Source organism: Shewanella algicola (assembly GCF_014648035.1).
GTDB lineage: Bacteria > Pseudomonadota > Gammaproteobacteria > Enterobacterales > Shewanellaceae > Shewanella > Shewanella algicola.
On sequence record NZ_BMQI01000035.1, the window covers coordinates 22,156 to 43,852 of the forward strand.

General features: G+C 43.1%; 19 protein-coding genes and 1 pseudogene. 6 read left to right on the top strand and 14 right to left on the bottom strand.

Features of this window, described 5'->3' with window-relative positions; all coding sequences use genetic code 11:
* Position 1 precedes the first annotated feature (1 nt).
* From trpB to xthA, 5 genes and pseudogenes are all read left to right on the top strand, one after another.
* Positions 2–1,169 (top strand): annotated as a pseudogene (trpB, locus tag IEY42_RS14800) (tryptophan synthase subunit beta).
* Positions 1,162–1,965, top strand: coding sequence for a tryptophan synthase subunit alpha (trpA, locus tag IEY42_RS14805; protein WP_188925963.1), 804 nt, complete (start codon positions 1,162–1,164; stop codon positions 1,963–1,965). The pseudogene trpB and the gene trpA overlap by 8 nt, the downstream one beginning before the upstream one ends.
* 328 nt (positions 1,966–2,293) lie before the next feature.
* A complete protein-coding gene (locus IEY42_RS14810; RefSeq protein WP_188925964.1) occupies positions 2,294–2,845 on the top strand; it encodes a septation protein A in 552 nt (183 codons plus the stop codon).
* Between the two features lie 35 nt (positions 2,846–2,880).
* Positions 2,881–3,180 carry a YciI family protein gene (locus IEY42_RS14815; protein ID WP_188925965.1) on the top strand — a complete coding sequence of 100 codons (300 nt, stop codon included), beginning with the start codon at positions 2,881–2,883 and terminating at the stop codon, positions 3,178–3,180.
* A complete protein-coding gene (gene xthA, locus IEY42_RS14820; protein WP_188925966.1) occupies positions 3,180–3,986 on the top strand; it encodes an exodeoxyribonuclease III in 807 nt (268 codons plus the stop codon). The genes IEY42_RS14815 and xthA overlap by 1 nt, the downstream gene beginning before the upstream one ends.
* 85 nt (positions 3,987–4,071) lie before the next feature.
* Here xthA and IEY42_RS14825 read toward each other — a convergent pair whose 3' ends face one another.
* The 9 genes from IEY42_RS14825 to IEY42_RS14865 all read right to left on the bottom strand — a co-directional run bounded on the left by IEY42_RS14825 (position 4,072) and on the right by IEY42_RS14865 (position 15,380).
* Positions 4,072–5,337 (bottom strand): hypothetical protein, encoded by a 1,266-nt coding sequence (locus IEY42_RS14825; RefSeq protein ID WP_229780084.1) that lies wholly within the window; start codon positions 5,335–5,337, stop codon positions 4,072–4,074.
* A 5-nt stretch (positions 5,338–5,342) separates the two neighbouring features.
* Positions 5,343–7,676: an EAL domain-containing protein gene (locus IEY42_RS14830; protein WP_188925967.1), complete on the bottom strand. Its 2,334-nt coding sequence runs from the start codon at positions 7,674–7,676 to the stop codon at positions 5,343–5,345.
* 2 nt (positions 7,677–7,678) lie between these two features.
* Positions 7,679–8,368 (bottom strand): cupredoxin domain-containing protein, encoded by a 690-nt coding sequence (locus IEY42_RS14835; RefSeq protein WP_229780086.1) that lies wholly within the window; start codon positions 8,366–8,368, stop codon positions 7,679–7,681.
* Between the two features lie 88 nt (positions 8,369–8,456).
* Positions 8,457–9,902 carry a methyl-accepting chemotaxis protein gene (locus IEY42_RS14840; protein ID WP_188925968.1) on the bottom strand — a complete coding sequence of 482 codons (1,446 nt, stop codon included), beginning with the start codon at positions 9,900–9,902 and terminating at the stop codon, positions 8,457–8,459.
* Between the two features lie 241 nt (positions 9,903–10,143).
* Entirely contained in the window at positions 10,144–12,387 is a 2,244-nt protein-coding gene (locus tag IEY42_RS14845) for a xanthine dehydrogenase family protein molybdopterin-binding subunit (RefSeq protein WP_188925969.1), read from the bottom strand.
* A gap of 2 nt (positions 12,388–12,389) precedes the next feature.
* Positions 12,390–12,842 (bottom strand): (2Fe-2S)-binding protein, encoded by a 453-nt coding sequence (locus IEY42_RS14850; RefSeq protein WP_188925970.1) that lies wholly within the window; start codon positions 12,840–12,842, stop codon positions 12,390–12,392.
* A gap of 133 nt (positions 12,843–12,975) precedes the next feature.
* The gene (locus IEY42_RS14855; RefSeq protein WP_188925971.1) at positions 12,976–13,593 is read right to left on the bottom strand and encodes a nucleotidyltransferase family protein; all 618 of its coding nucleotides are present in this window, start codon (positions 13,591–13,593) and stop codon (positions 12,976–12,978) included.
* A gap of 2 nt (positions 13,594–13,595) precedes the next feature.
* Positions 13,596–14,615, bottom strand: a complete 1,020-nt coding sequence (locus IEY42_RS14860; protein WP_188925972.1) for an XdhC family protein — start codon at positions 14,613–14,615, stop codon at positions 13,596–13,598.
* A gap of 120 nt (positions 14,616–14,735) precedes the next feature.
* Positions 14,736–15,380: an MBL fold metallo-hydrolase gene (locus IEY42_RS14865; RefSeq protein WP_188925973.1), complete on the bottom strand. Its 645-nt coding sequence runs from the start codon at positions 15,378–15,380 to the stop codon at positions 14,736–14,738.
* A 169-nt stretch (positions 15,381–15,549) separates the two neighbouring features.
* On the opposite strand from IEY42_RS14865, the gene IEY42_RS14870 reads away from it, so the two are divergent.
* On the top strand, positions 15,550–16,839 hold the full coding sequence (locus IEY42_RS14870) for an alpha/beta fold hydrolase (protein ID WP_188925974.1): 1,290 nt from the start codon (positions 15,550–15,552) through the stop codon (positions 16,837–16,839).
* A 105-nt stretch (positions 16,840–16,944) separates the two neighbouring features.
* On the opposite strand, the gene IEY42_RS14875 is transcribed toward IEY42_RS14870, so the two are convergent.
* The 5 genes from IEY42_RS14875 to IEY42_RS14895 form a co-directional block, all read right to left on the bottom strand.
* Entirely contained in the window at positions 16,945–17,601 is a 657-nt protein-coding gene (locus IEY42_RS14875) for a nitroreductase family protein (RefSeq protein ID WP_188925975.1), read from the bottom strand.
* Between the two features lie 256 nt (positions 17,602–17,857).
* Positions 17,858–18,403 carry a thioredoxin family protein gene (locus tag IEY42_RS14880; protein WP_188925976.1) on the bottom strand — a complete coding sequence of 182 codons (546 nt, stop codon included), beginning with the start codon at positions 18,401–18,403 and terminating at the stop codon, positions 17,858–17,860.
* A gap of 248 nt (positions 18,404–18,651) precedes the next feature.
* Positions 18,652–20,130: an ATP-binding cassette domain-containing protein gene (locus IEY42_RS22675; protein ID WP_188925977.1), complete on the bottom strand. Its 1,479-nt coding sequence runs from the start codon at positions 20,128–20,130 to the stop codon at positions 18,652–18,654.
* A 166-nt stretch (positions 20,131–20,296) separates the two neighbouring features.
* Positions 20,297–20,587 (bottom strand): putative quinol monooxygenase, encoded by a 291-nt coding sequence (locus IEY42_RS14890; protein ID WP_188925978.1) that lies wholly within the window; start codon positions 20,585–20,587, stop codon positions 20,297–20,299.
* Positions 20,588–20,660: 73 nt separating this feature from the next.
* Positions 20,661–21,686: a zinc-binding alcohol dehydrogenase family protein gene (locus IEY42_RS14895; RefSeq protein ID WP_188925979.1), complete on the bottom strand. Its 1,026-nt coding sequence runs from the start codon at positions 21,684–21,686 to the stop codon at positions 20,661–20,663.
* Positions 21,687–21,697: the final 11 nt, after the last annotated feature.

Sequence of the window (21,697 nt, forward strand, 5' to 3'; positions counted from 1 at the left end):
TATGACCGAGCTCAAGCTTAACCCTTATTTCGGCGAATACGGCGGCATGTACGTACCGCAAATTCTAGTGCCAGCCTTAAAGCAACTTGAAACCGCCTTTGTTGAAGCGCAGCAAGATGAAAGCTTTCAGGCTGAATTTACTGACTTACTGAAAAACTATGCGGGTCGCCCAACAGCATTGACCTTAACCCGTAACTTAAGCCCGAACCCAATGGTAAAAATTTACCTTAAGCGTGAAGACTTACTCCACGGTGGCGCGCACAAAACAAACCAGGTATTAGGCCAGGCATTATTGGCTAAACGCATGGGTAAAAAAGAAATTATTGCCGAAACAGGCGCTGGCCAACATGGTGTAGCAACCGCCCTAGCCTGCGCGCTTTTAGGTTTAAAATGTAAAGTCTATATGGGCGCAAAAGACATTGAACGCCAGTCGCCAAATGTGTTCCGCATGAAACTAATGGGCGCTGAAGTTATTCCAGTCACCTCTGGCTCATCAACCCTAAAAGATGCCTGTAACGAAGCCATGCGCGACTGGTCAGCAAGCTACGACAAAGCGCATTACTTATTAGGCACCGCCGCGGGTCCACATCCCTTCCCAACATAAAAAGCAAATGCTTGAAAAAGAAGGCCGCTTGCCTGATGCCGTGATCGCCTGTGTTGGCGGTGGTTCAAACGCCATTGGTATGTTTGCTGACTTTATCGATGAGCCATCTGTTGAGCTGATTGGTGTAGAACCTGCAGGTAAAGGTATCGACACCCCAATGCACGGCGCGCCGCTTAAACACGGTAAAACCGGTATATTTTTTGGGATGAAGTCACCGTTAATGCAAGACACTTCAGGCCAAATTGAAGAATCATACTCAGTGTCTGCCGGGCTTGATTTCCCGTCTGTTGGACCACAGCATGCACATTTGAATGCCATTGGCCGTGCTCGTTACGAGTCTGCCACCGATGATGAAGCACTAGACATGTTCCAAACTCTGGCTCGCTGTGAAGGGATTATTCCTGCATTAGAATCTGCCCACGCACTGGCGTATGCCGTTCGTATGGCAAAAGAAGCCACTAAAGAAACCATCCTCGTGGTTAACTTATCAGGACGTGGTGACAAAGATATTTTCACCGTGGCAGATATTCTAGAAGCCAAACAACAGGAGAGCGGCAATGAGTAACCGTTATCAAGCAACATTTGCAGCCCTTAAAGCCCAACAAAAAGGCGCGTTCGTTCCGTTTGTGACCATTGGCGACCCAGACCTTGAGCTATCGTTAAAAATTATTCAAACCTTGGTTGATAATGGCGCCGATGCCCTTGAATTAGGCTTTCCGTTTTCAGACCCACTCGCTGACGGCCCAGTCATTCAAGGTGCCAATTTGCGCTCTTTAGCCGCAGGCACTAAACCTGATGATTGTTTTGAGCTTATCGCTAACATCCGCGCACAACACCCAGACTTACCAATCGGCTTATTACTGTACGCGAACTTGGTGTTTGCTAACGGTATTGATGCATTTTATGCCAAAGCACAAGCGGTTGGCGTTGATTCAGTGCTTATTGCCGACGTGCCTGTTGAAGAGTCAGCACCTTTTGGTCAAGCAGCTAAAGCTCACGGTATTGCGCCTATTTTTATTGCGCCTCCTAATGCCGACGCTGACACATTAAAACTTGTCAGTGGCAGTGGCGAAGGCTATACCTACTTATTGTCGCGCGCAGGCGTAACAGGTACTGAGTCAAAAGCAGGCCAACCGATTGAAAATATTTTAGCTCAGCTTGCAGAGTTTAATGCCCCACCGCCATTACTTGGCTTTGGCATTGCCGAGCCTGAACAAGTTCGTGCCGCTATCAGCGCAGGTGCTGCTGGTGCTATTTCAGGGTCTGCTGTGGTTAAAATTATTGAAGCGCATCAACATGATGAAGCCACACTGTTGGCTAAGCTAGCGGAGTTTACCCGCGCAATGAAAGCGGCAACTTAACGTCGATTGGGTATATACCAAATAAAAGGAGCAACAGGTTTGCTCCTTTTTTTATGACCATGACATAATCATACCTAAATAACCTGAGCTCGGGATAATAAACGCTTCAAATATTATTCTCCCTCCTCCTCTCTAGTGCGGCTAAAAAATATTGCATTGCTTACAAGTCGTATCAGTGGATCACATTCGAGGGTAAAACCTGCTTCAATTGCCAATCACCTAGTGCTTACTGTTCATAAACGCTGTAGCCTCATGTACAATCGAACGTCATTACCTAGTTGATCGCCTTGCTAGTGCGATTTTCGACCTTTTTTTGTTTGAGATATTTATGAAGCAACTGTTAGATTTTTTACCTTTAGTGATCTTTTTTGCCGTGTATAAATTTTACGATATTTACACCGCAACGGGCGTATTAATCGCGGCAACGGCCATTCAATTAGTTGTCACCTACTTATTGTATAAACACATTGAAAAGATGCATTTAGCCACTTTTGCAATGGTGACAGTATTTGGGTCGTTAACCTTGTTTTTTCATGACGATGCCTTCATTAAATGGAAAGTCACTATCGTCTACGCCTTGTTTGCGATTGGATTAATTGTGTCACAAGTCATGGGAAAACCAGCGCTGAAAAGCATGCTCGGAAAAGAAATGACAGTAGGCGATAAAATCTGGACTCAGCTCACATGGTATTGGGTCAGTTTTTTTGTATTATGTGGTTTAGCAAATATTTATATTGCCTTTAGTTTACCGCTTGAAACCTGGGTAAACTTCAAGGTGTTCGGCCTTACTGCCCTCACCTTAATTAATACAGTAATAACCGTTGTTTATCTGTACAGAAATATGCAAGAAGAACCAATTAACCCTGAAGATGGTCAGTGATCATCAATTCGTATTTCAATAAGGAAGCCGTCAATATGTGGTACATGATTTCATCTCAAGACGTAAAGAATAGCTTAGAAAAACGTATGTCAGTTCGCGCAGACCATTTAGCTCGCTTACAAGCTTTAGCTGATGAAGGTCGCTTATTAACGGCTGGGCCACACCCTACCATTGACAACGAAAATCCAGGTGACGCAGGCTTTACTGGTTCATTGGTGGTTGCTGATTTCCCATCTTTAGAAGACGCACAAGCCTGGGCTGACGTTGACCCGTATATTGCTGCAGGTGTTTATAAAAGCGTTATCGTTAAGCCATTTAAACGAGTATTGCCTTAATGAAGATTGTTTCATTTAACATTAACGGTCTGCGCGCACGCTTGCATCAATTGCAAGCGCTAATCGACAGCCATTCGCCAGACATTATTGGCCTGCAAGAAACCAAAGTGCACGACGAAGCCTTCCCATTGGCAGACATTGAAGCCATGGGTTATAAGGTTCATTATCATGGTGGTAAAGCCCATTATGGTGTGGCTATGCTGTCTAAGGCTGAGCCTTTAAACATTATTAAAGGCTTTGAAACCGACGAAGAAGATGCTCAGCGCCGTTTAATCATTGGTCAGTTCAAACAAGATAATGGCCGTACATTAACCGTATTCAATGGTTATTTCCCCCAAGGCGAAAACATTAACCATGAAACGAAATACCCAGCCAAACGTAAGTTTTATCAAGATTTGATGCTGCACTTAGAAAAGCACCATCAAGCAGATGAAGACATCGCGATTATTGGTGATATTAATATTTCACCCACTGATTTAGATATCGGCATTGGCGATGTCAATGCAAAGCGTTGGTTAAAAACCGGTAAATGCAGCTTTCAGCCAGAAGAACGTGAGTGGTTAGCGCGTCTGCAACAATGGGGCTTTATTGACAGTTTCCGTCATTTACACCCAAGTCGAACTGAGCGTTATTCATGGTTTGACTATCGCAGCAAAGGCTTTGATGACAACCGCGGACTGCGTATTGACGTGATTTTGGTCACTCAGCCTATGGTTGCCCGCCTCGTTGAATCTGACGTTGATTATGATTTACGCGGCATTGAAAAACCGTCTGATCATGCGCCCATCTGGACAACATTAAGTTAAGCAGTCTTGTGACTTAGACAGTCTAGCTAAAACTTGTTCAACAAAAAATGCTACGCCATTAATGGTGTAGCATTTTTTATTGGCTTTAAAAAAAGTAGCGGCTAGACACTTGCCATTGCTGTTCAACAAGATCGATTGGTTGGTTTAGATACTTTCTTGCAGGCCTAGTTGAATCAATCACATTGTATTCAAACTGCATAAACCAGGGTCTATCAAGCTGATATTGATAAGCTATAGTAAACGACTGCCCATCCTCGTTGTTATCATCTTCAGGTGTGTCATCGTTATCAGTAACCGAGAAATCTTCTACTCGTAGACTGACTCTGTGCTGCGACCAACGCTTACTAAGCATGATATAACCAGAGTGAAAGTCATTATCGACCACGGGCCAGCCATCGGTATTGGTCATTAAGGTATTGCCTTGCATATACTGGCTGATTAAATTGATCCCCATGGGCAAACGCCATTTGGCGCCAATATGACCGAATTGAGTTAACCACACATACTGGCCTTGCTTAACAATTAAGGTATCCGCGTTATTGTCGTAATATCCGGCTTGGACACTGCCTTTTTCGCGCCAGGTCCACTTAGCTACAACATGAGCACCAATATGATCATCGAGCTCAGTAAAGGGGTCTGAGTTTGCTGCTTGCTCGTCGAGCATACCGCCAGGTTGCATTGCCGGTATGGTGGTGATGGGAAGGGTTTCTTGTAATAATGTTTGCCGCGAACTTTGCGTCCAACCATGCCACGCGAGCATGGCACCCGTGGTGTCGTTATACATAAATGCTTCGGCTGTTACCGAAAAATCATGAGCTGATTGGCGGTATTTGCCTAAAGACTCTACCGTGGTTGACAAACCGATGTGCCTTACCTCTTCAGCAAGCCAGCTGTTCATTGTCGAATAACTTAAACTGTAAGGCGATGCCCATGCTGTGGCGACGTTTTCTAATGAAATTTGGGGGTACATTAAGCCAAATTCGACATCGAGTCGAATACCCGATTCGCTTGGAATATCGCGATAACGCACCCTGGCTTCAGTTAAGCCAATGCCATTGTTGAAACCATCCATATAGCCGTTCGCAACAATACGGCTAGACCAAGCGTCGCCCCACTGAGCCTGGTAATTCAGCCCAAGTTGCGACAACGCAATTTGGCCGCCATTGTTGGCAGCAAACTTACCCAATCCGCCATCAAGGTAAGAATCGATACTGTCTGCATACTTTATACGGGTATCAAGTACGCCACTGACATGATGCTCAACACCACCCCATTCCATCGCCGCGACGCTTATGTGCAAGGTTAAAAGCGATAAACAGATGCTGCGAGTTATTAAGCGGTTGATAATCATCACTCCTATACATAAGCAGATTGGCTTAACCAATCATTAAATTGCCGCTCTGGTAATGGCCTAGACAAATAAAACCCTTGACCCATTTCACAATGGCGCTCAGTGAGCCATTGCAAGGTCTCTTTATCTTCAATACCTTCTGCAACGACTTTAAGTCCTAGGTTATGCGCCAATTGTAAGGTTGATTGCACAATGATCTGGTCAGCCTCGGTATGCAGTAATTTTTGCACAAAAGACTTATCAATTTTAAGTTCATCTACAGGCAATTGTTTTAATTGCGCTAATGATGAATAACCCGTTCCATAATCGTCAATAGATAAGGTCAAACCATTGTTACGTAATAAGGTCAGCTGTTTAATCGCAAGCTCAGGATCTGACACGACCGCATCTTCGGTGATTTCAAGGGTCATTGCCGATACGGGCACGTTTTGTTCAGCCAAGGTATTTATCACCCAATAACAAAACTGTTCGTCTTTTAAGTTCTCAGCTGAAATATTTACCGCAATACACATATCGATGCTTTGTGTTTGCCAACGATGATATTGCGCCATTGCCTCGGTAATGACCCAGCGAGTGAGCGCATCCATTTGCATGGTTTTTTCAGCAATAGGAATAAATGTATCAGGCGGAATAATGCCGCGTTTAGGATGTATCCAGCGCACTAAGGCTTCAACATGGGTAATTTTCTGCTGGGCTAAATTCAATTTAGGTTGGTAGTAAAGCACTAATTGATTTTGTTCAATTGCTTCTTTCAGTTCATTAATTAATTGAAAACGTTCAATACTGTTTTTATCGATATTAGCATCGTAAATTTGATAATCGCGCTTGTTCATTTTAGCATGCTGCAACGCAGTATCGGCTTGCCTTAATAAGGTCACAATATCAACACCAGGCTGAGAAAAGCTCACTCCCGCGGTAAACTGTAAATGCAGCGAGATATCTTTATAACAATAGTGTTGACCAATTTGTACTTGCAACATGGCAAGAAAAGCGTCAAAGGTTGAGCGCTCAAACTCTTTAAAAGCCAGTACAAACTCATCACCCGATAAACGACATGCCAAGGCGTTAGGGTTGATATGGCACAAACGCTTAGCCACTTCTTTTATCACTTCATCACCCACAACATGACCTAACGTGACGTTCACCTCGGTCATACGGCGAATATTGATTAAGCATATCGCCATCGATGAACCCGCCTCAATCCAAGGTTTACACACCCGGTGTAGTTGGTTTCGATTAGCTAAATTAGTTAAGGGATCATGAAAGGCTTGATGCTCAATAGCTTGCTCACGCGCCACAATCGCCTGTTGCATTGAGGTAAACTCACTCGCTAGCTGCTGTAACTCAACGCTCGAATCGACACTCACATTCGAATGGTAGTTTCCTTTAGCAATAAACCGCGCTTGGCCAATTAATTGCTTAATGGGCCGAGTAATTGTGCCCGAAATCCAAAAAGCCAATAATAATGATACAGGCAGCATTAGCAGCAACACCGCCACTTGTTGTAACCATTGCGACTCTAGTGAGGCCAGTAAATCAGAGCGCGATTTAAACATGTAGGCATGTAATGATTTATTATCCACCTCACCTAAAAATTGCTTCCATAAAATGAAGTCATTATCGAGCTGATCTTTAACAATATATTGAGTCACTAGTTGGGTATCATGTTGCTCTATTGCCAAGCCAGAATGACCTACATTAGTAATGGTGTCTTGCTCAATTAACATAAAGCCACTGTTCAACCCGGTGAGTTTTTGCAAAGAGTTAGCTAATGAATCGCCAATTAAAAAACCAAAACCCACCCAACCAATTACGCTATTACCACCGCTGGTCAGCGGCGAAAACTTGATTTGATATAACTTGTCATCAAGCAAATAAAACGGACTGATTTGGTCAAACTCAGTGTCAATTTGGTAACGAAAAGGCGCATGTTGCTCTGAACCTAACGCCACCACTTCTTGACCCAAATCATCTTGCGAGGCAACCAACTGCCCTATTATCGTACCGTCACCGGACACCGCCATGGCGAGTGACGCATTAATTCGGCTACGATGATTATTGAGCGCCACCAAAAAACTGCGGTTGTCACCGTCAATAAATATGTCTTTTAAGCCAAAGTCTTTTGCCGCGGTAGAGGCAAACGCCGCCAAATAATAATTACGATTATCGTATTGCGACTCAAACACTAAACTCGCTACCTCAAGTTGATTGGCAACGTATTGTTGTTCGAGCCGTTGATTAGATTGATATGAAAGCCAAAAAGACAGGGCCAGTACCGCAATAATAACCAATACAAAAAACGCAAAAATCCGTGTCTGCAGACGATTAAACAAAACCAATATTAATATCCCTCTAGGAATTCAAATTCATCTAAACTTTGTTGTTTAGGGATACTATCAAATTCTGCCTCTAAGGTAATGGTGAGTGGTTGTTCTTGAGGTAAATGAAATGTTTGTGACTGTTGGTTGTCGGTGAGCTTTAATTGCGGATGCCATACCTGCACAGTAAAGTCATCCTCTGGCAGTGAATTAAACACAACCAGCCCTTGGCTGTCAGTGATAGCATAAAATGGCGAATCAACCACCAGTAAATGTCCTGACATCCAGTCATGAATATTACATCCCATCGACACATGCCCTGCTTTTTCAAACAACATTAACTCTTGTGCTTGCTCATTACGCAATTTAAATGAAAATCGCTTTGGGCCTAAGGCTGAATAGATATGGTGAGTGATGTCATCTTCGTTGACAAACGCAACCTCTTGGCCTTTTTGCACCACAGTAATATAAGGTGAAAATTGTTTATCTTTTTGATGAACCTCAGCTTTTACTGGCACAAAATCAACCACAAGATTAGCATCATGATGCGGCTGTAAGTACACCACTAAATCTGCTGCGGGTTGGCCTTGTTGATTGAGCACAGTAATTTGCTGCGCGTTGGCGCTGAGCGTAAACAACAAACCGATTACGCTAGCCAACAATATTCTAAAACTAGACTTTAATTTAGCACCACTTACACACAAAACAGCCATCAACACTCCTTTATTAAACTAAGCTTTCATTCTCTGAGTCATACCAATCATAATAGACCAAACAACAGCATGATTTATTTCATGTTAGTTATATTTTATATTGGCTTAAAATTTCAGCGAGACCTTTAGATGAGTCATTAAGCTCTTTAGCTAATGCGGTTGACTGCTTACCCGAGATTCTAATGGTTTCTGATTGTTGGCGAATACGATTAATTTGCCCTGAAATATCACTCGCCGACGTGCTCTGCTGTTCGGCTGATGCAGCAATCTGACTGCTCATATCAAACACCGATTCAATTGAACCCGCCATTTGTTTAATATCATCACCCACACCTTTAATACTCACACAGCCTTGATCGGCCTGTTCAACAATCACGTTGGTAATATGGGTTAAATTTTTAGAGCCCTTTTGCAGCCCTTCAATCATTTTTTGAATTTGCACCGTGGCTTCCTGCGTGCGGCCAGCAAGGGTTCTCACCTCATCAGCAACAACGGCAAAGCCTCGGCCTTGTTCACCTGCGCGAGCCGCTTCAATGGCAGCATTTAATGCCAATAAATTAGTTTGTTCAGAAATACTGTCGATGGTCGTCACAGCGTCATTAATTTGAGTGGCATCAAGAGACAATTGTTCTACAGATGAAAACGCTTCGCCTATGCGCTCAGATAGGTAGTTAATTCGCTTAACCGCGTCGTCAATTTTTTGCTGACTTTGCTTCATTTGCTGCGCATTATTTTGCGTATATGACGAGGTTTCACCCGCATGATGAGACACATCAGCAATAGCTGAGGTCATTTGCTCCATTGCATGAGACACTGAATCTAAAAAGTGATGTTGTTGATCTATTAGCTCATCATTTGTCACCGCCTGATGATTAAACTCATTCGCCGCAGTTGCTAACGTTTGCGCATTGTCGCGTATGGCCTTAACCATTTCACTCATGTTATCAGCGCAGCGGTCAATATCTTTGGCAATTAAACTAAAATCATCGGTACCAAAAAAGTTTAACCTAAAACTTAAATCCCCATCAGCTAAGCGTTTAATGGCCATGTACATGTCCCACAGTCCACCGCCTAATGAGGTCGAAATCCAATAGCTTAATTGAAACAGCGGCAGTAATCCCACTAGTGCGATGATCAGCATAAATTGCGCATCCCCCAAAGGAGCTTGCTCCCACTGGGCTACATTCTGATTTAAAGACAAATACTGATTACCAACTCTTGCAGCAGCGGTGACGGTATCCCCTACTCGGCCAGTGTTCTCACGAGAGGTTAATTGTAATTGATTGTCAGAGGCAAATTGCTGAAGTTCAGCTGCGGGTAAATTCTGTTGGTTGGCGACAGCGGCAAAACTTTGCACACTGGCGCTGACTCTGGCTTGTGATGCCTGCCCGATAAGAGCGTTTGCTTGCTGGTAGTTAAGTAATGCAATCACACAGGTAATTGCCGCGACCATTGAACACACAATCCAAAATTTACCGTTAAGGCTGAATTTAATCATGATTGCGTCAATTTTTCTAAACTGGATTTGCTTCATCTTTACGCTTCCTAAGGCAATTTAATGCAAACGAAAACTTTATTGGAAAATCAATCTATTTGTGGGATTCAACTCTATATCAGTATAGCCGAGCGAGTCGATTCCATTGTTGAGCCAATCAAAAAAAAGTAAAAATGCCTAAGTGCGAATACACTTAGGCATTTGGCTTAACTTTTATCGACTTAAATTAGTAAAACTTAAGTGCTACATCCAGTAAATTTACTGTCTAAGGCAGTTAACACTACACCGCGAGCACCTTATTTAACGGTAAGTCACGATAACGTTTACCCGTTGCGGCAAAAATGGCATTGGTTAAACTTGGCGCAACAGGCGGTACCCCAGGCTCACCGACACCAGCAGGTTTGGCCGTCGACGAGACAATATGCGTTTCAATGTCAGGGCATTGCGGTAAACGCAGCTGCGGATAATCATGAAAATTAGATTGCACCACTTTGCCATTTTTAAAGCTAATATCGCCCATCATCGCAAGGCTTAACCCGAAAATCACCGCACCTTCTAACTGCGAATGAACGCGATCAGGATTCACCACAGTGCCGGCGTCCATTACCGCGATAGATTTAATCACTTTTAGCTGATTATCAACCACTTCAACTAATGTCGCTACCGCCACATAACTCACAAAACTGCGGTGTACCGCCATGCCCCACCCCTGGTTTTTAGTCGCTTTAGGCGCTTTGGCCAGCGCAGCTTCTAGAGCATCTAACACCTTAAGGTATCGAGCAACATCAACCGGATGATCCGCAAACTCTTCACCATAGTTTGCGTATTTAAAGTGATTATTTTCAAAGTTTTCGATACGTGGTTTACCTAATAATTGGCGCCACATATCAATACAGGGTTTGTTGGCATTGACCGCAAGTTCATCTACAAAACTGCCCATGCCAAATGCATGCTGAATATTACACACTGAGCGCATCCAACCAATACGAGTATGGGCAGTGGCCTTAACGGCTTCAAGTTGAATATGCTCTAGTGCTAATGGCACATCGCGAAAACCAAGATCTAGCTCTCCGTCTGACGGATATTCAACTCCTTCAGCAAAGGTTGAACTAATCGCAGGAAATCCAGTGCGCGTAAGTAAAGCCGTGGGCAACTTGTTGTCATCAACTTTTGCCTGGTACATTTGCGCACTAATCGCATGGTAATAACCATTTTGAATTTCGTCTTCACGGCTCCAACAAACCTTAACCGGCTTATTAAGTCTTTGCGATAAAATAGCGGCTTCAACACTAAAGTCAGGCTTTGATTTACGTCCAAAGCCGCCACCCAGTAAGGTTACATTAACCTTAACTTGTTCTTCTTTAAGCCCTAATGCACCTGCTACATTCTGTTGAGTGCTTTGCGGCGTTTGGCTTGATGCCCATAACTCACAACCATCTTTGGTCACACTCGCCGTTGCCACGGGAGGTTCCATCATGCCATGGGTCAAATAAGGCACGGTGTACACAGCCTTAACCATATTTTCAGCTGGCCAGTCGTTAACAGTTGCACCCAATTGGCGGACAATCTTACCTGGCTGATTAACCCGCTCAACAAGCCCTTTAAGGTACTCATCTGAGTCGTGACTGTCGTTGATAGACTCAGACCAGGTTATTTTCAACGCTTTACGCGCTTCAATCGCACTCCAACTGTTGGTGGCAATCACAGCGACGCCACCAAGTGGCTGAAATAACGGCGCACCTTTAGGCACCGGTAAGGTAATAATATCGACAACACCCGCAATGCTGCGCGCTTTAGTGTCATCCAGAGTGACAACATCACTCCCCAGAACAGGTGGTCGAGTAATACTGGCGTATAACATGCCATCAAGCTTAATATCATAACCATACTTGGCTTTGCCTGTGAGCATAGCGTCCATGTCGACAATGGTATGTGACTTACCAATATGAATAAATTCACTTTCAGGTTTCAACTTCACCGTTTCTAAGTCAGGCATAGCAAGCTTTGAAGCTGCAAGCGCTAAATCACCATAAGAGAGTGTTTTATTGCTGTCTTTATGATGCACTTTATGTGCTTTAGCAAACACTTCAGTGACAGGGACATTCCATTGCTGTGCAGCGGCTTGTTCTAACATGGTACGGGCGGTAGCGCCCATTTGACGCATACGTTGATAATGCTTACGAATACTGCGACTGCCGTCGGTATTTTGGCTGCCATAACGCTTATCGGCTAAACCTTGCACCACAACGACGTTTCCCCAATCCGCTTCAAGCTCATCGGCTAATACTTGTGGAATACCCGTACGAATACCCTGGCCCATTTCAGAACGATGGCACGTTAGGTAAACCTTGTTGTCTTCACCTATGGCGACAAATAAATTCATTAATGCTTGTTTGTCTTGGGCGAGCGCCATTGGACTCCAAGCTAAACTGGTTCCACCAAGGGCTAAACCACCACCCACTGCACCAAATAACTTAAGCACATTACGACGGCTAATATTTTCAACTGCGGTAAATGTCGTCATGATTAAGCCTCCGATACTGATTTGATTGCCGCTTTGATGCGCGGATAGGTTCCACAGCGGCATATGTTGCCCGACATGGCATCATCTATTTGTGCATCGGTTGGTTTTGCTGTGGTTTTTAATAGTGCAGCAGCAGACATTAATTGTCCTGCCTGACAATAACCACATTGAGGCACGTTGTGTTCTAACCAGGCTTGCTTAAGTTTTTGTGCTTCAAGACCTTCAATCGTAGTGACTTGTTTACCCTGCACTTGCTTTAGACTGGTTAAACAGCCGCGCATGGGGCTGCCATCCACATGAATAGTACACGCACCACATAAGCCCGCGCCGCAACCAAACTTGGTCCCAGTAAAACCTAGGATGTCACGCAATGCCCATAACACCGGCATGTTGGGGTCGGCATCAAGGGTAAAGTCCTTACCGTTGACCAGTAGTTTTTGTGTTGAGGTTGTCATAATCACTCCTTAATTAGGGCAGACGGTATACTGATATAAATTATTGCAGTCTCGTCGCAATGACTTGCAGCTACATCACGTTACTTGAATTCGATTAAACTTAGCTGAACTGGCTTAAGTTAAGTTCAGCGGATTATGGTTGATTTAGCCAATGAGCTAAATCGGCAGGGGTATCAATATCGCGGGCGGCATTATCGATAGGCAATATAGTGACATTATTATTTTTTGCATGTTGCTTTAACACGCTTTTAGCGCCTTTATCGCCTTCTATCGACATTAGCGCGCTAAAATCATCCGCTAAAAAAATGGCAGGCACACCCACATCTTGCAGGTAAAAACTGCAGCAGGTTTGCCTGTTATGCAAAAAAGCCTCTATTAAACTCAAATACTCATTTGCAGTGATGGCGACTTGATCGGCTAATACCAACAATAACGCATCCGCTTTAGCGTCAATTGCATAAGCCACAGCCTGTTTTACAGAACTCGATAACCCAGTTTGCCAATGTGGATTGATTATCCTCGGCAAACCTTCAGTCATCGACAGAATATCATCATTAATATGCGCGCCTAACACCACTGCTGCAGGGGCGATATTGGCAGTTTGAGTCACCTTTTTGAGTATTGCAATGCTATGCGCTAAAAGGCTTTGCCCGCCCTGAATTGGGGCGGTAATTTTACAACCATTAAAGCGACTACTGGCACCTGCAGCCAAAATAACCGTGGTAATATTGGCCGTTAATTGCGCTGTCATGGTTATAACATCACACTATCAAGGCTGGTTAATTTGCTGTGATACAGCACGCCATGACACTGAGATAAAATACTCAATGCTACAGAGCCCGGTAGCTCACCACCTAACGCTAAACCTGCAGGTGCTGAGAAATAGCCATTAAAATCATCTAGACTTAATTGGGCTAATTCAAGCACTTTGTCACGGCGATGCACTGGGCCTAATAACGAGATATACGCTAATGACAAAGGTTGCAAAGTGGCCAATGTTTTAGCATCTATTTGCAAATTATGGCTCATCACAAATGCCGCATCTAAAGTATTGAGTAAGTCAGAAGAGACACTTGGGCACGGGTGCTTAATAATTTGGCAACCGGGAAAGTCATAAGTGCGAGCATAAGCGGTACGCTCATCAAAAACAGTGACTTTCCAACCCATGGTTTGGGCCATTTGTGCAATAGGTTTCGCGTCTAAACCGCCACCAAAAATACCAATGTGCACCGGAGGACGAAGTGGAATATTTAATAGCGTCGTATCTTGCTCAATCACTTTTTTAGTTTTGGTATTCAGGGTAACCGTAATCTGGCCATCTTGATTTTGTTCAATGAACTTACCAGAAACCGCATTGCTCGGCGCGCCATCATCGGCAATATTAAGCTGATATAAGCCGCTATCACCGCGCATTAATGCATCGTGAACGTTCACTAACCCTAAGTAATTGTTCGCCTTATTGAGCGACACCATCATAATGTTGACGATACCACCACAACCAAGTTGATAACTGGTATCAGACTCATCTGTGGCATCGTAAGTTAATTGCAAAACTTGCTGGGTTTGGATTGCACGCTGGGCATGGCGACGAAGATCGGCCTCAAGGCAACCGCCACTTAACATGCCTAAGCTTTTACCCATAGGGTGAAATAACATGATAGCGCCGGGTTTACGATAAGAAGACCCTTGCACTTGAGTTAACACTGCTACAACCCAGTCTTCTTGATAAGTAGGTAACCAGGTATCGAGTAAATCAACAAGGTGTTGAACCATGAAAACTGTCCATCATAATAAACGCAGCCTTCTAAGCTAACAGACTGCCTTTACAATGCAAATAATCAATGGTTTCAATTTATGTCGTAATTTTATGAATGGCTTACAAATAGATAATTTTTAGTCAAATAACTGGTCAGCAACAAACGGATTATGCTGGCGTTCATCCTCAAAAGTCGACATAGGTCCGTGACCGGGAATAAAGTTCACATTTTTCCCTAATGGCCATAGTTTAGTGGTAATAGAATGTAATAAGTCCTGGTGATTAGACTGCGGAAAATCAGTACGACCAATGGAGCCACGAAACAACACATCGCCCACCCAGGCTAAATTTGAACTGGCGTTGTAAAACACAATATGGCCCGGAGTATGGCCTGGGCAATGCAATACACTTAAGGTTTGCTCACCAACGCTCACCTCATCACCTTCTTTGAGATACTGCGTGGGTTCAAATGCTTCTGTACGCGGAAAACCGAAATTTTGGCTCTGCTTCACTAAGTTTTCTAACCAAAATTTATCTGCCTCATGCGGGCCAATAATGGGCACCGATAAATTAGCCGCTAAACTGGCAGCGCCACCAACATGATCAATATGGCCGTGAGTCAGTAAAATTTTCTCCACTGTTAAACCCAATTTGGTCACTTCAGCCAAAATACGTTCTATATCGCCACCGGGGTCAACCACCGCTGCTTTTAAGGTTTTTTCACACCAAATAACACTGCAATTTTGTTGAAAAGGGGTGACAGGGATGATTTGATACTTCATCGACAACCTCGCGCTTATGATCATATGTTGATTATCAGTTAATTTTACCTAGGCAGTGTTGATCTAGATAGCTTTTTAATGTGATACCCATCAAGCTTTGCATTGTTGATGTACAATATAAGTAATAAAAAAATGCGATTGCAACCCGCAAAGACTCAGTAGGCGATATATGCACATTGATAACACCTTATCAGACATCAAAGTTCGTAAACATTTTTTCTCGGTACCGCTCGATTATCAACAAAGCCCCAGTAAGCAAATTACCGTCTTTGTGAGAGAAATTGTTAGCGTTGAAAATCAACATAAGCAACTACCTTATTTAGTGTTTTTTCAAGGCGGTCCGGGCTTTGCGGCCGTAAGGCCTGTGAGCAATAGTGGTTGGATTAAACGGGCGTTAACCGAGTACCGAGTATTATTGCTTGATCAACGTGGCACGGGGTTATCAACACCAGTCAATGCCACCAGCTTAAGTTACATGAGCGCCACAGACCAAGCTGATTATTTAACTCACTTTCGTGCTGACAATATTATTCGCGATGCCGAGTATATTCGCACTAAGCTGTCACCCGGCGAGCCATGGAGTATTTTAGGCCAAAGCTTTGGTGGATTTTGTGTATTGCATTATTTATCTGCCGCGCCAGAAGGCTTAAAAGAAGCTTATATTACTGGCGGTATTCCATCATTAACCCGCACGGCAGATGAGGTGTATCGAGCGACTTATCAGCGCGTGATTGCCAAAAATAATGACTTTTTTACTCGCTTTAAAGATGCGCGCAGCTTAGTCGACAATTTGGCCAAATATATTTTCGACAATAAAGTGTATTTAGCGACAGGCGAATTACTCACCGTTGAAAAACTCCAGCTCCTTGGCATTAATTTAGGTATGGAGCAAGGGCCAGAAGCTGTTTATTATTTGCTGGAACAGGCCTTAATAGACACGCCCCATGGTATTGATGTAAACCCATTATTTTTACATCAATTTAACCAGTTTCTTGATTACAACACCAACCCCATTTTTGCCTTAATGCATGAGTCAATTTACTGCCAGCAACACGCTTCAGCCTGGGCAGCGCATAGAGTCAGAGCCGAGTTAAGCCAATTTAACTATCGACCAGATAAAGCATTATTATTTACTGGCGAAATGATATATCCGTGGATGTTTGCACAATTTGAACAACTTGAGCCTTTACAGCAAGCAGCAGATTTAATCGCCGCGAAAAAAGATTGGCCAAATTTGTATAACCTTGAAACACTGTCCGCGAATAAGGTTCCGGTGGCGGCAGCCATTTATAGTGAAGATATGTATGTTGAAATGCAATACAGCCTAGAAACAGCCAAACAGGTGGGTAATCTTAAATATTGGCTCACTTCAGAGTATGAGCACAACGGCATTAGAATGGATGGCGAACGTATTCTCGATAAGCTCATTAGCCTTAATCGCGGCCATTGTTTGCGTTAAACTCTGATAATCAATACCAAATAACCCGAGCATAAAAAAGAGGCATAAGATTGAATCTTATGCCTCTTTTTATGGGGATTGTACCGTTTTACAACGATTAAGCCATTACAATACTTGCAATACTTGCTCAGCCGCTAAGCGAGACTTAGGTAGTTTAGCATTGTAGTCTTCATCTGAATGATGGTAACCAAAAGCTAATGCCACATCACATACAAAACCATCAAGCTCTTTAGCAAAGATTTGACCAAGCATTTCGCTGTCAACACCTTCCATTGGAGTAGAGTCGATACCTAGACGTGCAAGTGTGTGCATGGTGTTACCCAGTGCTAAATAAGTTTGTGACTTAGTCCAAGCTGCGTTATTACCCGCTTCGTCTGTGTTTAAATCCACAAACGCAAACGCGCCAAATGCACCTTCACGATCTTCTGGCTTAGTACGGCCATCAGTAATGCCCTGATCTACCACTTTGGCGTAATCGTCACGAGTATACTTAGGGTTATAAGCAAACAATACTGTGTGCGAAGCCGCTTTAGCATGTGGTTGGTTAAACTGGAATTTGTTAGCAAAAGAGTCATGCAAACGTTGCTTGGCTTCATCACTTTCAATCACGATAAACTTCCATGGTTGAGAGTTAATTGATGAAGGTGATAACACCATTGCATCATAAATAACGGCTAAGTCTTCAGCTGATACGCGCTTAGTCGCATCGTAGCGTTTTGCTGTGTAACGTTTTTCTAAATCAGAAATAATAGCGTGGGTCATGTGATGCTCCGTAAAAATGTTAAACAACTAATAATGTTTAGATATCGATATCAACTGGATTATCGATAAATTTTTATGCTCATTATCTGCTCAGCAATTGAGTGCTGATAATTTGCAAAATCTGGATAATACAATTCAAACGAGTCTGAGCTGTATGGTTAAAAAATCGGTATTCGATAGCACCGTTTAATCAGCGCTATTTTGTGATTACAGCTATATGGTGCTTAGGTTTGCTTTTTCAATGCGGTAAACAGCTTTAACGCCATTTAATTGAACAGCCCATGCTGGCCGTTTGCTGTTTCGGGCCTTTATTAATGGCTGCAATCATCTGCATCGCATTGACTAATTCAGGCTCACGATTTGGATCATCTTCCAAACGTGCATCGTCTAGGCGACCACGATATTGCAACTCACCAAGGTGATTAAAACCAAAAAAATCAGGGGTACACACTGCGCCATATTGCTTGCCGACGTGCTGGTCTTCATCGACCAAATACGGAAATGAGAAACCGTGTTGCTCGGCAAAGCGAAGCATATTAGCTGGCGAATCTGCGTCAACTGTTTGATAGTCATTCGACATCACAGCCAACACGTTAATTCCTTCTGCCATCAATTGCTGGGTGTCTTTAGCCAAACGCGATGCGATGGCTTTAACATAAGGACAATGATTACAAATAAACATAATCAACAAACCCTTTTCACCCAAATGTTCACTCATGGTAAACGCATCACCATTAGGATTTTTTAAAGTGAAATCGGGTGCTTTCCAGCCAAAGTCACAAATCGGCGTATCGAGTAACATATTTATTTACCAATATTGATGGGTTGATGCTGCACTGAGTTCACTGACACCAACTCTTTGGCAAACCATATTTTGTTGAAGTCATCATACCGATATTTTAAATCGCCATAAACATCATAAAAATTGAAACATTTTCAATTTTTATTTAATAATCGAATGAAGGGCTAACGAGCTTGGCGGATGAAAATTACCCACAAGATTGCCAGCCCCTTAAGCGGTACAGCAAAATAAATGGCATATATAAGGATTTATTTTAGCGTTGGCCCAGAGACCTCGGCCCGATAACCTTGATGGCTATCATCGGCAACAAACTCAATAAAGTGCTCAATGCTATCAAGGCTATCTTGTTGATAGTGTGATACATATAGCAATTGGGTTAACTGCTCTTTGGCAATAAGCTCAAGTGAGTTTTTAATCAGCCTGCGGCCTAAGTAATCTAAGCCTTGGTAGGGTTCATCGAGGATCAATAATGTTGGCTGCTTAACAATTGCCCGCGCAATTAACAATAAACGTTGTTGGCCATACTCTAACTGTTTAAATGCGGTTTTAGCTAAATGCCCCATATGTAACATGGCTAACCATTCGGTTGCTATAGCCACTTGCTGTTGCGTAGGCTTTTGATACAAACCAATCGAGTCATAAAAGCCCGACACAATCACATCAATGGTACTGCAGTTAACACGATACTGCATATGCAGCGCTGACGACACCATGCCAATATGTTGTTTGATTTCCCAGATGCTTTCGCCCGAGCCTCGTTTTTTACCAAAGATATCGATATCGTTGCTATAGCACTGCGGGTGATCGCCAAAAATAAGGCCTAACAAGGTACTTTTACCACAACCGTTTGGCCCTTTTACTTGCCAATGCACACCATTATCAATACGCCAGTTCACCCCAGAAAAAATCACTCTATCGCTGTAAGCAACTCGGCCGTTATGCAGTTCAAATACCGGGTCGGCAAACTTGGCACAGTGACGGTGACGTCGAATAAGTGCTAATAGCTCTTCACTTTGCTGCCCAGACTGTGCGGTTAATTGATGAATAACTGGATGATTAACCCATTGGTCTTTGCTCATCACACTGTCGAGTTTACCCTGGTTAAACAAGGCTATTTTCTCTATCCACTGCGGCATATCTTCTTCGCGCGATACCACAACCAACATTTGCATGGTGTGTGATAGTTGCTCAAGAAACGGGGTCAAGGTGCTTCGATGCTCAATATCAAGCCCTGCATAGGGTTCATCTAATACTAAAAAAGGCGCTTTTGTCGCCAGAGCTCTGGCTAACATGACTCTGCGACCTTCACCGGTAGATAATTGACTAAAGCTGCTTTGACTGAGGTGGGTTAAATCTAACTGTTGCAATAATTGATGGCTTAAATTGTTATCATGGCACTGATCATAAATAACTCTAAAAACAGTGGTTTTAGGGTCGGTATACCCCAGAGATTCGCTGTCATCCTGCTCTAAAATATCTTCAAGCAATTGCTGTTGTTGTTGCAATGACACAAATGCAACTTGTGATGGGTCGGCCCCAGTGATTTGCCCCGAATACGCAAGGGTTTTGTCGTCAGCTGATTGGGTCAGTAATTGGCCGAGCATTTCACCCACATCACCTTCGGTACTAAACACCCCCCAAGATTGTTGCGACTCAATACGCCAGTCATCAATATTCATCGTGACGCTCGATGAGCTGCATTGCAGTTGCGCAAATCTAATTTCCATTGTTACCCTTCCATACGCTTTACACTAAACAATCTAAATTAGGGATAAATATACCTGTTATATCAGTTACATTGGTTGAGTGTCCAACCAAGCATTAACTTTACAACACAAAAAGCAGATCATGATTATGATCTGCTTTTTATGTTAATTGTAGCAACGGTAAACACTACGCAATAATGGTCATTTCATGTAATACAAACTCTACAACAGCACCTTCAACAGCGGCGGCGTACTCAGCAATATGCTGGTTACCCATATGTGCTTGCCATAACTCACGGCTCTGCCAGTTTTCATAAAACATAAAATGAGCTGGGTTAGCATTATCTTGGTGTAGGTCGTAGTTAATGCAACCTTCTTCAGCGCGCGTGGCTTCAACCAGTTTAAGTAATTCAGCTTTCACTAACTCGATTTTGTCCGCTTTCGCTTTAATATTGGCAACAATCGTTAATTGTGACATCTTGGATCCTCTATTTTGAGTCTAATTGATATTTTTATAATATTGATATATTTATACTTTATATGACTTAAAATTAAAAACCTTCGAGTACAATTTTGCCAATAGAACGGCCAGCTTCTAATGCCTCATGAGCTGCACGTAAGTTAGCGGCATTAATTTCGCCCATGTGTTGGCCTAAAGTCGTTTGAATATAACCCTGGTCAACTAAATCAGCCACACGGTTTAGTAAACGGCTTTGCTCTTGCATATCTGCTGCATTAAACATTGAGCGAGCAAACATGAACTCCCAGTGCAATGACAAGCTCTTTAACTTCAGTTTAGTCACATCAAGCGCTTCTGGATCATCAATCATGGCAATCTTGCCAAATGGCGCTAACACTTCTGTGTAACTTTCAAAGTAAGCATCGGTACTATTTAAGCTAGCTACATGCGTTACAGGACCAATGTTTAATGCTTCGATTTGCCCAGTCAGTGGCTTAGTGTGGTCAACAACATAATCAGCGCCCAGTTTTTTAACCCAATCACTTGAGCTTTCACGTGATGCCGTTGCAATAATAGTTGCACCTGTAATGGCTTTAGCAATTTGCACAAAAACAGAACCCACACCACCCGCAGCGCCAACCACTAAAATCACTTCATTTGATTTTTCTACTGAAGTTGGGCTCTGCTGCTTAATGGTTAAATGTTCAAACAATAATTCCCATGCGGTAATGGCTGTTAATGGTAAAGCGGCGGCTTCTGCATTTGATAAGCTTTTTGGCTTAAAACCCACTAATCGCTCATCAACCAATTGATATTCAGCATTGCTACCTGAACGGGTAATATCGCCCGCATAATATACAAGATCACCTGGTTTAAATTGGCTCACTTTGTCACCGGCCGCAATCACTTCGCCTACTGCATCCCAACCAATCACTTTAACTTCACCCTCAGCAGGTGGCATGTTTAAACGCACTTTGTAATCAGCAGGGTTAACTGCAATGGCTGCGACTTTAATTAATAAATCACGACCAGTTGCAATAGGCTGCGCTAGAGTAATGTCGATTAATGATTCTGGGTTATTGATAGGTAGAGACTGCTTATATCCGATGGCTTTCATGTTGTTGTTCC